This window comes from Micromonospora sp. NPDC049240, assembly GCF_040647835.1.
Taxonomy (GTDB): Bacteria; Actinomycetota; Actinomycetes; order Mycobacteriales; family Micromonosporaceae; genus Micromonospora.
Genome location: NZ_JBEZCX010000005.1, coordinates 12,545 through 25,762, shown reverse-complemented (window position 1 = coordinate 25,762; position 13,218 = coordinate 12,545). Strand labels below are relative to the sequence as shown.

Sequence of the window (13,218 nt, the reverse complement as noted above, 5' to 3'; positions counted from 1 at the left end):
CACTCCCCGACGGAGGGAAGTGGCACCACGGGCTTGGTGGGGAGGTCCCGGTCACTCCGTCGCCGTCGTGTACTACCCGGCGGGGTGGGCGGAAAACGCCGGCAGGAGGGCTGGTCGGGCCGCGCAAGCATCGACGCTTGCCGCTGAATTGTCAAGGTGACTGTCGAATACGAGGCAGTTTCCGTACACGTTCGGCCACGAAACGTGAAGATGGTCTTCCCGCGTACGAGGAAGCTGATGACCTCACCGATCGAGCGTGCCGCCGAGTCCTTCGCGGTCGAGCTCGCCCGGCACCGCACCGGCCGAGGGCTGTCCAAGAAGCAGCTGGCGACGCTGATGGGCTTCGACCCGTCCTACGTCAGCCACGTCGAAGGCCGCCGGCACCGGCCCACCGAGGACTTCGCCCGCCGGGCCGAGGCCGTCCTGGAGGCCAGCGGCGCGATCTGGCAGCGCTTCCGGGAGTACGACGAGCTGCGGCACAGCCGGGTCACCGGGACGCACCGCGATCCGCCCGTCCCCGGCCAGTGGCTGCCCCCCGGCACCGGCCTGGTGGTGGAACGCGAGGTCGCCACGCTCACCCACACCGGCGACAGCTACCACTGCACGATCCGGCGGGAGCTGTACAACGCCGGCACCGAACCGGTCACCCGCTACCTCGTCCGGGTCGCCGTCGACCGCTACCCGAACGACCCGGGCCGCTCCAACCGGCACCACCGCGAGCACCCGCTCACGTTCGCCGAGCTGCAACTCACCGCGTACCGGGACGACGGCAGCGGACGCGAGCCGATGCACTGGCGGGCCAAGCACGACCGGGACGCGTTCAAGGAGATCTGGCTGCTCTTCGAGAACGACGAGGGACGCTTCCCGCTCTACCCGGGCGACCGGGTCACCATCGAGTACGCCTACCGCGTCGGACGGGACAAGTGGGGCCCCTGGTTCCAGCGCGCCGTACGCCTGCCCACCCGGCACCTCGCGGTGCGCCTCGACCTGCCGGCGGACCTCGACCCCAAGGTGTGGGGCGCGGAGACCTCGCTGTCGGCGGAGGAGGGCCCGCTGCGGACCCCGATCCAGCAGACCCGGGACGCCGACCGGGTGATCTACGAGTGGGGGACCGACGACCCGCCGCTGAACGCCCGCTACCGGATGCAGTGGCGGTTCCGCAGCCCCGCGCCGGACACCGAACCGGACAGCACGCCCGCCGGGGAGACCCGGGTGCGCGCCAGCGACCGGATGCGCGCGGTCGGCATCGTGCAACGCGGCGACGACCTGCTCCGGCAGCCCGCCCGCCAGTTCGACCTGCCGGCCGAGGAACGGCACGCCCGGCAGGTGGTCGACCGGCTCGCCGGCATGCTGGCCCGCCTCGACGAGCTGCACCCGTTCAGCAAGGGCGTCGGCCTGGCCGCACCGCAACTCGGGATCGGCTGGGCCGCCGCGCTGGTCCGCCCCGCCGACCGGGCGGCCGAGCCGGTCGTGCTGCTCAACCCCCGGGTGGTGGACGCCACCACCGAGACCGACGAGCAGTACGAGGGCTGCCTCTCCTTCTTCGACCACCGCGGCCTGGTGCCCCGGCCGCTGCGGATCGACGTGGAACACGCCCAGTGGGACGGCAGCCGCGTCATCACGTCGTTCGAGTACGCGATGGCGCGCCTGGTCGCGCACGAGATCGACCACCTGGAGGGGCGGCTCTACGTCGACCGGATGGCACCGGGGGTGCCCCTGGTGCCGGTGGAGGAGTACCGCGAGACCGGCACCCCCTGGCGCTACTGAGAAGGGCTCCGGCACGCGGGCTGGTTGCCGCCTGGCCCGCGTACCGGGAAACGGGGGGCCGGGTCGCGTGCCCCAGGGGGCGGGGGCACGCGACCCGGCGTGGGGGGAGGATGGCTCTACAGGGTGCCGAACGTGTCGTAACGGATGTGGTCCGGCGGGACGTCGTCGGCGGCGAGCGCCCGCAGGGTCGCCCGGACCATGGCGGCCGAGCCGGAGACGTAACAGTCGTGCGTGGTCCAGGGGCCGTACCGGGTGACCACCTCGGAGACGTCGCCGAGTTCCCCGGCGAAGTCCGGGTCGGCGCTGCACGCCGGCGTCACCGACAGCCAGGGATGCGCCGTCACCAGCTCCTGGAGACCGGCCAGCCCGTACAACTCGTCCGGGTGGCCGGCGCCGTAGAAGACGTGCACCCAGCGGGTGCGGTTGACCCGGGTCAGCTCCTCCACCAGCGCCTTGATCGGGGCCAGCCCCACTCCGCCGGCCACGCAGAGGATGTCCCGGGTGGAGTCCGGGTCCAGCGTCATCGAGCCCATCGGCGCGGCCAGCCGCAGCAGGTCACCCGGCCTGGTCCGGCGCACCAGCGCGCCGGACACCCAACCGGCGGCCCCGGCCGGCGTACGGACGTGGAACTCCAGCACGTTCTCCTCGTTCGGGGCGTTCGCCACCGAGTACGTCCGCCACGTGCGCGGCAGGTAGCGAGGCACCTCCACGCTGACGTACTGGCCGGCCTGCCAGCTCAGCGGATCCTGCAACGCCCGCACGGTCAGCACCGCGGTGTCCGGGCCGTGCCGTTCGTGCGTCAGCACCTCCGCGTGCCAGAACGGCGGGTTCCCGTCGGCCTCCGCGCCGGCGAGCATCCGCTCACTGATGCTCGCGTACGCGTCCCGCCACGCCTGGTCGTACTCCAGGCTCCAACCGTCCCCGGCGACGGTGCGCAGGCCGTCCAGCAGCGCGACGCCAAGCGTCGCGTAGTGGTCGGCCGTGACGTGGTACTTCCGGTGGTCCCGGCCCAGCCCGCGCAGGTACTCGTCGAACGCCTCCGGGTCGTCCGCCGTCTGGGCGGCCGTCACGATCGCCTCCAGCAGTCGGTCGCGCTGCCCGCTCATCTGCACCGGGAAGAGCTTGCGCAGCTCCGGGTCGAGCAGGAACATCCGGGCGTAGAAGTGGCCGCAGAGCCGCTCCCCGTGCTCCTCGACCAGGGCCCAGCTCTCCTTCAACAGCCGCGCGACGTTCTCCACAGGGGCACGCTCCTTCTCCGGACGGGCGGATCGGCCCGGATAGAATGTCCACGGAGCGTGCATGTCGGTCGCACACAATGTGCGACCGGCTCATTTGCCCGGCGAAGTGGTTTCATGGTCCGGTGACGGTTGACGAGCCGGCCCGGCCGGTCTCCCGCCGGGTGCTGGGCACCGAGACGCTGCTCGTGCTCGGCCTCTCCCTCGGCCAGTCGGCCGTGTACGCGCTGGTCTCGCTGATCGCGAAGCTGACCGCGTCGGGCGGGTTGTCGAAGCAGACCGCCGCGCTGAACACGTCCACCTCGGCCCGGCCGTACCTCGACCTCACGTACCAACTGCTCGGGATCGTCTTCGCGCTGCTGCCGGTGCTGCTCGCCGTACACCTGCTGGCGCGTGACCCCGGCGACCCGGCGCGGACGCTCGGCGTCGACCTGACCCGCCCCGGCGCGGACCTGGCCCGGGGCGCGGGCCTGGCCGCGCTCATCGGCCTGCCCGGGCTGGCGCTGTTCTGGGCGGCGGCCCAGCTCGGGGTGAACGCCACGCTGGTCCCGGCCGCGCTGCCGGACCTGTGGTGGGCGGTGCCGGTGCTGATCCTCGCCGCCGTGCAGAACGCCGTGCTGGAGGAGGTGATCGTGGTCGGCTACCTGATCACCCGGCTGCGGCAGCTCACCTGGCGGCTCGGCGCGGTCGTCGCCACCAGCGCCGTGCTACGCGGCTCCTACCACCTCTACCAGGGCTTCGGCGCGTTCCTCGGCAACGCGGTGATGGGCGTGATCTTCGGGCTGTTCTACCTGCGCACCCGCCGGGTGGCCCCGCTGATCGTCGCGCACACGCTGCTCGACGTGGTCGCCTTCGTCGGCTACGCGCTGCTGCCGAGATCCTGGTTCGACTGGCTCTGACCGGCGCGCCGGTACCGGGCGACCGCCCGGGCGGCGACCCGCTCCGCCGCGGCCGTACCGCCGATCGTCGCCGCCAGCACCGCCGCGCCCGGCAACAACCGCGCCGCCAGTCGCAACCCGAGCCAGCCGCCCGCCTGCGCCGCCACCGGCGTGGCCAGCCGCCAGGCCGCCTCGGCGGTCCGGCCCCACGGCCCGTCCGCCGGGACGTCCGCCGCCCGGGCCGCCGCCAGCGCCGCCCGCGCGGCCCCGTCGTCCGGGTGCACCGACGTCAGCACCAGCAGCTCGGCCGCGCGGTCCGGATGCGCCGGGTCCCGCCCGTAGGCAGCCGCCACGTGCAGCACCAGGTTCGCCTGCGTCCACAGCACCGCCGCCAGCTCCGCGACCGGCGCGAACACGCCCGCCCCCGCCGCCAGCGCACCACCCGTACCGGCCATCCGGACGAACCGCCGGGTCGCCAGCCGGGCCACCCCGTCCGCGTCCGCCGCCGGGTAGGCCGACCGGACCTGCTCCACCCAACTCCGGGCCCGCGGCCCGAGCGCGTCCACCGCGGCCAGGGCCAGCAGCTCCGGCGCGAACCCGGGGTGGTCGCGCAGGCGCGGCCCCACCGCCTGCCAGCCCGCCACCGGGGTACGCGTGTCCGGCTGGTGTTCGGCCGGCTCGTGCTCGGTCCGCTCGGGTCGGCCCGCGTCGGGGCCGGGAACGTTCGGGCCCACGATCAGCTCGGCCGGCCGTTCGGCCGTGGCGCCGGTGCGCTTGCGCACGGCGGGACGTGTCTTCGGCTGGTCGCCGGCTGCGGCGTCCGGCCCGGGCTCGGTCGGCGCCGGCGTGGTGGCGCGCTTCGTGGGGCTGGTCTTCGCCGCCGGGGCGGTCTTCGTGCTCCGTCGGGCCCGGACCGGCCGTGGGGCGGCCCCGGCCGCGTCCACCGCCGTGTCGGGCGTGCCCGACGGGGACTGGTCCGCCCGGTCCGGCGCGGTGAACTCCGGTGCGACGGCCGTCCTTCGGCTGGTGGCGGGCGCCTTCCGAGCGGTCGGCGCGGTCTTCTTCTCGGCCTTCTCGGCGGGGGCACGACGCGCCCGCTTCGGGGCCGCCCCGCCCACGGGAGTGGCGGTGGCGGGCGGCGTGCCGTCCGGCGCCCCTTCGGCCGGTTCCGGCGCACGCACCGGCACGTCGGATGCCGGCATCGGGTCGGCCGTCCCGGCTGCCGCGGGGAGGTCGGCCGTGGCCGGGCCAGCGGCCGGCGTACCCGAATCGGGGGTCTTCGGTGCGGCCGGTTCGCCAACCGACGTCCCGGGACCGGTCGTGGCCGGCTCGGTGGCCGGTCGCGGACGCGGGGCCGGCGGGACGTCGGCGGCCGGCGTCGGTGGCTGGAAGAGGACGCTCGGCGCGGCCCCGCGCGCCCGCCTTCGGGGCGGCGCGTGGTTCGTCTCGTCCCCCGCGTCCGTCGACGGCGGTTCCGGGGTCGGCGGCGGGCTGAAGGTCGGTCGGGGGGAGCGGCTCCGCCGGGCCTTGGCGGGGGGCTCGCGACGGGGCGGATCGCTCGGCGGCTGCTCCTGCATATCGATGGAGCGTAGTCGGGGACGTGACCTGGCACACGGCGACGACGCGGCGGGTTCGGCGGGGTGTCGGTATCCGCTTTGCCCCCGACGGGTGTGGACCTGTATTCTCGGGCGCGGTGACCTCCGGGCCACCGAGGAGACTTCGCCTAGTCTGGTCTATGGCGCCGCACTGCTAATGCGGTTGGGGTTTTAAAGCCCCTCCCGGGTTCGAATCCCGGAGTCTCCGCGCGAAAGCCGGTTGTGTAGACTGGCCGAGCACCAGGCGCCCGTAGCTCAATGGATAGAGCATCTGACTACGGATCAGAAGGTTAGGGGTTCGAGTCCCTTCGGGCGCACAGCAGGTCAGGGGTCGTTTCGGGAAGCCGAGGCGGCCCCTTTTCCGTGCGGTACAGCAGCTAAGTACAGCAGCGGTCATGCCGGTTCCGTGCCGTTCATCCGGTCCGTCCTGTTCGAAGCCGACGAGGAACACCGGGCATGACACCGCACCCGGCCGGCTCATGGCCATCTCGCCATCGACGAAGTGCTGGTCGCCAACTGCTCAGACCCGACGGCGCTGTGGGTCCGCGCCACACCACCGGACGTGTGCCGGTCCGGGTGGTCGCGGTCGACCGGCCGGTCCCTTCCGGAAAACTTCCGGAAAAATTATTGACGTTTCCGAAACGCCGCTGCAATACTCCGATCGCTGTGACATCCGTTTCTGTCGATTGATGCCATGCGTCGTCAGGTGTCACCCGTCCCAAGGAGGACCTGCGCATGAACGCCAGCATCGGCGGCTCCCGCCGTCCGTCCGCCCCCCGAACATCGCGTCTCACCGTCCGGTTGGCCGTGCTCGCCTCCACCGTGGCGCTGAGCGCCGCCGGTCTCGCGGTCGCCGCCACTCCGTCCAGCGCCGCCACCTGCAACGGGTACGTCGGCCTCACCTTCGATGACGGGCCGACCGGCAACACCGGCGCACTGCTGTCCGTGCTGCGCGCGAACGGCGTACGGGCGACCATGTTCAACGTCGGGCAGAACGTGCAGAACAATCAGTCCGCCGCGCGGGCCCAGGTCGACGCCGGCATGTGGGTGGCCAACCACAGTTGGAACCACGCGCACATGACCTCGATGAGCCAGAGCCAGATGCAGTCGGACCTCTCCCAGACCAACTCGGCGATCCAGTCGGCGACCGGCGTCCGGCCGCAGTTGTTCCGCCCGCCCTACGGGGAGACCAATTCGACCCTCCAGTCGGTCGCCACGTCGCTTGGCCTGCGCCAGGTGATCTGGGACGTCGACTCCCAGGACTGGAACGGCGCCAGCGTCAGCCAGATCGTCTCCAACGCCAGCCGCCTCCAGGCCGGCCAGGTGATCCTGATGCACGACGGCATTCAGAACACCCGCGACGCGATTCCGCAGATCGTGGCCAACCTGAGCAGCCGCAACCTCTGTCCGGGCATGATCTCACCGAGCACCGGCCGAGCGGTGGCCCCGGACGGCACTCCGCCGCCGACCACTCCGCCGCCGACCGGCACGCCGACCACTCCACCGCCCACCGGCGGGTGCACAGCAACGGCGACGACCCCCAATGTCTGGGGTGACCGGTACAACACCTCGGTGACGGTTCAGGGGGCCAACAACTGGACCGTGGTCGTGGCGGTGACCGCGCCGCAGCGGATCTCCACTACCTGGAACGGCTCCCCCAGTTGGGACAGCACCGGTTACGTGATGACGATGCGGTCCAACGGCAGCGGCAACACCTTCGGCTTCACCACGATGATGAACGGCAACAGCAGCGCCAGAGCCCAGATCCGCTCCTGCACCACGGGCTGATCCCGAGGGCCCCCCAGGCCACCGGAAACGGCTGAGACAGACGTGGTCGACCAGCCGGTGGAACCGCGCCCCTCGTCCCGGGCGCGGTTCCACCGGCTGAGTCGATGTTTCCGTCAGGAGAGGGCGCAGCAGGTGGCCGGCTCATGGCTGGTCGAGTCCTTGCTCCATCCATGCACATGCATCTATCCTTTGGCGGCCCATCGACTGCCAGCGTAGGCAATCGAATAGCGTCGAATCGCTTCGACAACCCAGCGTGACGGTTGATTCGAAGACAGGAGATTGTCGTGAAATCCACATTCAGAAAGGTTCAGTTCGCCTTGGTCGCCGGCGTACTGGCGCTGGCCGGATCCGCAGCCGTGATGACGAGTTCCGCGTCGGCGGACAACATCGCCCAGCTGAACGCCACCCAACTCGTCGCCGACATGGGTGCGGGCTGGAATCTGGGGAACGCCCTGGAGGCCAACGCCAACGGAATCCCCAGCGAGACGGCGTGGGGCAACCCGGTCGTGACGCAGGCCTTCATCGACCGGGTGAAGGCGGCGGGATTCAAGACGATCCGCATCCCGGTTTCCTACCTGGGGAACATCGGGGCCGCCCCGAGCTACACGATCAGCTCCGCCTGGCTGAACCGGATCCAGGAGATCGTCGACTACGCCTACGGTCGTGGCCTGTACGTGCTGATCAACATGCACGGCGACGGCTACAAGACCATCACCGGCTCGTGGTTGATCTGCGACTCGTCGAACCAGACGACGATCAGGGAGAAGTACCAGAAGGTCTGGCAGCAGGTCGCGACCAGGTTCCAGAGCTACGGCGAGCGACTCGTCCTCGAGTCCATGAACGAGGAGTTCGACGGGCAGTACGGCAATCCCACCCAGCCGTGCTACTCGAACATCAACGCCTACAACCAGATCTTCGTGGACACGGTCCGTCGGACCGGTGGGAACAACACCTCGCGCTGGCTGCTCGTCCCCGGCTGGAACACCAACATCGACTACACCGCGGGCAACTACGGCTTCGTGCTGCCGACGGACCAGTACCGGTCGTCGTCCGTGCCCGCCAACGAGCAGCGGCTCATGATCTCCGTGCACTACTACGACCCCTGGGACTTCGCCGGCGAGGAGAACGGCACCATCACGCAGTGGGGGCCGGCCGCCACCAATCCGGCCCGGAAGTCGACCTGGGGCCAGCAGGACTTCATGGACACCCAGCTGAAGAAGATGCGCGACACGTTCGTCTCGCGTGGGTACCCGGTGTTCGTCGGTGAATACGGTTCGGTCGATAAGACGTCGGCCGACTCGACGAACAACAGGTACCGCGCGGACTACGCGCGCACGCTGGTGTCCACCGCCAAGAAGTACGGGGCGGCCACCGCCTACTGGGACAACGGCTACAACGGCGCGTACGGGTTCGGGCTGTTCAACCGCAGCAGCGGTGCGGTCACCCAGCAGGGCATCATCGACGCCATCATGAGCGCCGTCGGTGGCACCCCGACGACGCCGCCGACCACCACCCCGCCGACGACCGCGCCGCCGACCACCCCGCCGCCGACGACCCCGCCGCCGTCGAACGGACGGTCCTGTTCGGCGTCGTACACGGTGACCGGTTCGTGGCAGGGCGGCTTCCAGGCCGAGGTGCGGGTGACCGCCGGTGGCTCGGCGATCAGCGGTTGGACGGTGACCTGGACGTTCGCGAACGGGCAGCAGGTGACGCAGGCGTGGAGCGCGACGGTGACCAGCAGCGGCTCGACCGTCACCGCCCGCAACGTCAGCTACAACGGCTCGCTCAGTGCCGGCGGTAGCACGACCTTCGGCTTCCTGGGCTCGTCGAGCGGCACCAACGGCGTACCGTCGTTGACCTGCGCGGCGAGCTGACGGGCCGGGGGGTGGGCGACGGCGCGATGTCCGTCGCCCACCCGTCCGGCGCCTCAGCCCGGCTCAGCTCGACGCGCTCAGCCGAAGAACGCCCGCAGGTGCTGGACGAGCACCTGCGGCTGCTCGTCCACGAAGTAGTGCCCGGTGTTGTCGATCTGGACCAGCTGCACGTTGGTGGCCTGCTGGGTCAGCGTCGCGGCGAAGCTCGGGTAGAAGATGGGGTGGGCGATGCCCAGGACCGGGGCGGTGATCGGCGCGTACGTCTCGTTGTCGAGAATGTCCTGGCCCAGTGCCTTGTACCAGCCGTTGCCGCCCCGAATGGCGTCCGGGGTCGAATAGGCCAGGGCGTAGACGGCCCGGTCGAAATCGTTGATCGCGGCCTTGTTGACCAGGAGATTGTCGAACATCCAGTCGACGAGGAACCGGGACCGGCCGGTGATGAGCTGCTCCGGCAGTTGCGACACCTGGTTGAAGGCGAACCACCAGGGGTGGAACGGGGCACCCGGCGCCGGCAGCATGCGGAACTCGTAGTAGCTGCTGTTCGGGTGGTCCACGTCCAGCATGGCGATCTTGTTGATGACCGAGGGGTGGTTCGCCGCCATGCTGTAGGCGACCATCGACCCCATGTCGTGACCCACGACGTTCACCTTGGCGTAGCCCAACGCCCCGGCCAGCGCCGCGATGTCAGCCGCCATGGTCTTCTTGTCGTACCCGGACGCGGGCTTGCTGGAGTTGCCGGCGCCGCGCAGGTCGACGGCGATCACCCGGTACCGGGTGGCCAGCGCGGGCATCACCTTGTGGTACTCCCACCACGTCTGCGGCCAGCCGTGCAGCAGGATCAGGGGTTCCCCGCGCCCGCCGGCGACGTAGTGCAGCCGGATTCCGTTGACGTCCGCGTACCTGCTCGTGAACCCTCCGGGAAGGGAGGCTGCGAGGTCGGCGGCGGACGGAGCGGCGATCCGCGCACCGTCGGTGGACGGTGCGGCCTGCGCCGCGGTGCCGGTCGCCGCCGCGGCGACCGCGCCGGCCCCGAGCGCGATCAGCTTCCTTCTGTTCATGGAAGACACGCATGCTCCAGTTCTCTAGACGGTGCCAAGGATCTTTACCGACTTCGGTAAATGCAGGCTCGTGACAAGGCCACTCATGCCCGATGGTCGATGGGAAATGACCGATGAGACCAAATTTCCTGCGCCTGCGTCCGATGGTCGGGACTGCCATCAACGGGAATGCCGTCAACGGGACAGGCGACGATCTTAACCACATCCGTGGACGTGCTTCGAGTTGATCTCGTGATTTACCGAGTTGATGTTGCTCGGTTGCGGCCGGCCCACCGTTGGGTGCGCCAGGCATCGGCGCAGGTCAGTGCGTAAGTGGCCGCTACCCGGGTCGGCGTTTGTGGTCGAGGCGGGGCGGAGCTGCATTTTCCGCCGGCACCGCAGCCGACCATGCCCATTCCGTGCCACGTGGCGTCGGCGGGACCCCGTCAGGCGGAGGAGGGCTGACGGGGAAGCGTCGTGGCCGGCGTGGCGGTGTCGTGGCCGGCGGCCTGGAGGGTGCGCGGGGGTCGAGCGCGGAGGACGGCTCGTCCATGATGAGCACGTCGGCATCGCGCAGGAACCCGCGGGCGGCGGTGATGCGCTGCCACTGCCCGCCGGAGAGGTCCTGCCCGATCCAGGACCGCAGCGCGTCGGTGTCCCAGTCGTCGCGCGACCGGTCGTCGTAGCGGATGGTGCCGGCGGTGGGCGTACGCAGAGTGGCGATCATGGTGGCGAGCGTGGACTTGCCGGAGCCGTTCCCCCCGACGAACGCCACCGAGCGCAGCTCGGGGGCGCGGGGAGCCCGGCGGACGCGTCGCCGTCCACCTGTCGGGCCTGCTCGCCACGCTCGCCCCCGAACCTGCGGGCCTTCCGCCTCGTCCGCGCGTGCGCCGCCGAGGCGTTCGACCTGGCCACCGCCCACCTGCGCGTCGGCGATCTCGAACAGGCCACCGGGTTGGCCGTCCGGGCGCTCGCTCTGGCCGCCGACTGCGGCGTCGAGTCGGCGCGTCGGCGCGCCCGACGGTTCCTCGGCGCGGCGGGACCCTCCGGTCACCACCCCGGGCCGTGGCCCGTCGCGGAGCCGCTCGACGACCGGCGGCCGGTGGGCGGGGCGTCCCGGTCGCGCGCACGCCCACCGACCTGAGCGGCCGACGGGGGCGCCCTTCCCGTATGCAACAAACCTGCACGTCTTTGCTATTGCCTCGCCGGTAAGCGCTTTCTTAGCCTGTGTTTCATCGATGTTTCGATCCGGGCTGAGGGTGCGCACACGAAGCCACATGCGGTGTCGGGGCGGTGAGAGTCGTGCCCGCACCGTGTCTACTCCCGAGGAGTCCAACTGTGAGAACCGCAGTGCGACACAAGCTTCTTACCGGCGGGATCGCCGTGGTCGCCGCCGTGGCGGTCGTCGCGGCGATACCGGTGAGCCAGGCGTCGGGCGCATTCGGCGACCTCGACTTGACATCGATCAACGCCAATGCCACAAACCTCAGTCTCGGGGCCGGCGCGGACGGTTCCAGCAAGGCCGACGGCACCAGCTACGGCAACGCCATCGACGGCGACACGAGCACCTACTGGTCGCCGGCCGGCTCGACCGGCCGCATCTCGGTGAAGTGGGGTTCCGCCACCACGGTCGCCTCGATCAACATCCGGGAGGCGGCCGGCGCGGTGGGGGCGGTCGGCTCCTGGCGGGTGGTCAACAACGACACCGGCGCCACGCTGGCCAGCGGCACCGGGGCGGGCGTCATCACATTCGCGGCCACCTCGCTCCGCAAGATCAATTTCGAGATCACCAGCTCGACCGTCACCCCGAGGATCGCCGAGTTCGAGACGTACGCCTCGGGCGCGACCACGCCGCCGCCGACCACCGGGCCCACCACCCCGCCGCCCACCACCGGGCCGACCACGCCGCCACCGACCACCCCGCCGCCGTCGAGCGGCACGCTGTACGTGGCGCCGACCGGCACCGACGGCGCGGCCGGCACGCAGGCGAACCCGACCACGCTCGCCTCGGCGATCACCCGGGTCGCCGCCGGCGGCACCATCTACCTGCGCGGCGGCACCTACCGTTACACCCAGACCGTCACCATCGGTCAGGGCAACAACGGCACGTCGAGCGCGCGTAAGAGCATCTTCGCCTACCCGGGCGAGACGCCGGTCCTCAACTTCTCGGCGCAGAGCGAGGACCCGGCGAACCGCGGGCTCCAGGTGGGCGGGTCGTACTGGCACATCCGCGGCATCGTCGTCGAGCGGGCCGGGGACAACGGCATCCTGCTCGCCGGCAACAACAACATCATCGAGCGCGTGGTGACCCGCTTCAACCGGGACTCCGGGCTCCAGCTCTCGCGGCTGGTCGCCAACGCGCCCCGCGACCAGTGGCCCGCGAACAACCTGGTGGTGAGCACCGAGTCGCACGACAACGCCGACTCCGACGGTGAGGACGCCGACGGCTTCGCCCCGAAGCTGACGGTCGGCACCGGCAACGTCTTCCGCTACACCGTGTCCCACAACAACATCGACGACGGTTACGACCTCTACACCAAGAGCGACACCGGGCCCATCGGCCCGGTGACCATCGAGTCCTCCCTGGCGTACGGCAACGGCACGCTGAGCAACGGCGGCCAGGCCGGCAACGGCGACCGCAACGGCTTCAAGCTCGGCGGCGAGGACATCGGCGTTAACCACGTCGTGCGCGGCAACATCGCGTACGACAACGGCCAGCACGGGTTCACCTACAACCGCAACGTCGGCTCGATGACGGTGTCGAACAACGCCGGCATCGGCAACACCGAGCGCAACTTCAACTTCGACGGCGGCTCCTCGGTGTTCCGGAACAACACCTCGTGCGACGGTGGCGCGAACGACCGGATCGTCGGCAACTCCGACAGCTCGAACCAGTTCTTCTCCGGCAGCAACGGGTCCCGCTGCGCCCAGTACTCCGGTGCCCTCGGCTGGTCCTTCGCCTCCGACGGCCGCCTCGTGGTGACGTTCGGCGGCAAGGTGGTCACCCCGTAACGACCGGACGCCGGTGTCACCCGCGACGGTGA

General features: G+C 70.8%; 8 protein-coding genes, 2 tRNA genes and 1 pseudogene. 7 read left to right on the top strand and 4 right to left on the bottom strand.

Annotation, left to right across the window (positions count from 1 at the left end; translation table 11 throughout):
• Window positions 1-234 precede the first annotated feature (234 nt).
• Window positions 235-1,767 carry a peptide deformylase gene (locus AB0B02_RS08980; RefSeq protein ID WP_281934646.1) on the top strand — a complete coding sequence of 511 codons (1,533 nt, stop codon included), beginning with the start codon at window positions 235-237 and terminating at the stop codon, window positions 1,765-1,767.
• 116 nt (window positions 1,768-1,883) lie between these two features.
• Here the strand turns inward: AB0B02_RS08980 and AB0B02_RS08975 are convergent, their stop codons facing one another.
• Window positions 1,884-3,005: a globin domain-containing protein gene (locus AB0B02_RS08975; protein ID WP_281934163.1), complete on the bottom strand. Its 1,122-nt coding sequence runs from the start codon at window positions 3,003-3,005 to the stop codon at window positions 1,884-1,886.
• A gap of 122 nt (window positions 3,006-3,127) precedes the next feature.
• Between AB0B02_RS08975 and AB0B02_RS08970 the strand changes: the two genes are divergently transcribed.
• The gene (locus AB0B02_RS08970; protein ID WP_281934165.1) at window positions 3,128-3,901 is read left to right on the top strand and encodes a CPBP family intramembrane glutamic endopeptidase; all 774 of its coding nucleotides are present in this window, start codon (window positions 3,128-3,130) and stop codon (window positions 3,899-3,901) included.
• Here the strand turns inward: AB0B02_RS08970 and AB0B02_RS08965 are convergent.
• Window positions 3,862-5,082 carry a hypothetical protein gene (locus AB0B02_RS08965; RefSeq protein ID WP_357298475.1) on the bottom strand — a complete coding sequence of 407 codons (1,221 nt, stop codon included), beginning with the start codon at window positions 5,080-5,082 and terminating at the stop codon, window positions 3,862-3,864. The genes AB0B02_RS08970 and AB0B02_RS08965 overlap by 40 nt on opposite strands.
• Before the next feature lie 510 nt (window positions 5,083-5,592).
• Here AB0B02_RS08965 and AB0B02_RS08960 point away from each other — a divergent pair.
• The 4 genes from AB0B02_RS08960 (at window position 5,593) to AB0B02_RS08945 (ending at window position 9,137) form a co-directional block, all read left to right on the top strand.
• Window positions 5,593-5,683: transfer RNA gene (locus AB0B02_RS08960), tRNA-Ser, on the top strand.
• Window positions 5,684-5,719: 36 nt separating this feature from the next.
• Window positions 5,720-5,792, top strand: a tRNA-Arg gene (locus tag AB0B02_RS08955).
• A 418-nt stretch (window positions 5,793-6,210) separates the two neighbouring features.
• Window positions 6,211-7,263 (top strand): polysaccharide deacetylase family protein, encoded by a 1,053-nt coding sequence (locus AB0B02_RS08950; protein ID WP_281934168.1) that lies wholly within the window; start codon window positions 6,211-6,213, stop codon window positions 7,261-7,263.
• Between the two features lie 284 nt (window positions 7,264-7,547).
• Complete coding sequence (locus AB0B02_RS08945; protein ID WP_357298470.1) at window positions 7,548-9,137, top strand: cellulase family glycosylhydrolase; 1,590 nt, start codon at window positions 7,548-7,550, stop codon at window positions 9,135-9,137.
• A gap of 77 nt (window positions 9,138-9,214) precedes the next feature.
• Here the strand turns inward: AB0B02_RS08945 and AB0B02_RS08940 are convergent, their stop codons facing one another.
• A complete protein-coding gene (locus tag AB0B02_RS08940; RefSeq protein WP_281934172.1) occupies window positions 9,215-10,195 on the bottom strand; it encodes an alpha/beta hydrolase in 981 nt (326 codons plus the stop codon).
• Between the two features lie 496 nt (window positions 10,196-10,691).
• Window positions 10,692-10,949 (bottom strand): annotated as a pseudogene (locus tag AB0B02_RS08935) (ATP-binding cassette domain-containing protein); the annotation flags it as partial.
• 563 nt (window positions 10,950-11,512) lie between these two features.
• On the opposite strand from AB0B02_RS08935, the gene AB0B02_RS08930 reads away from it, so the two are divergent.
• Window positions 11,513-13,186, top strand: coding sequence for a cellulose-binding protein (locus AB0B02_RS08930; RefSeq protein WP_357298465.1), 1,674 nt, complete (start codon window positions 11,513-11,515; stop codon window positions 13,184-13,186).
• Window positions 13,187-13,218: the final 32 nt, after the last annotated feature.

What these genes read in the sequence shown, in the direction of transcription:
- AB0B02_RS08950 (WP_281934168.1), top strand. Translation starts at nt 6,211, where the DNA reads ATGAACGCCAGCATCGGCGGCTCCCGCCGTCCGTCCGCCCCCCGAACA.
- AB0B02_RS08940 (WP_281934172.1), bottom strand. Translation starts at nt 10,195, where the DNA reads ATGAACAGAAGGAAGCTGATCGCGCTCGGGGCCGGCGCGGTCGCCGCG.
- AB0B02_RS08965 (WP_357298475.1), bottom strand. Translation starts at nt 5,082, where the DNA reads ATGCCGGCATCCGACGTGCCGGTGCGTGCGCCGGAACCGGCCGAAGGG.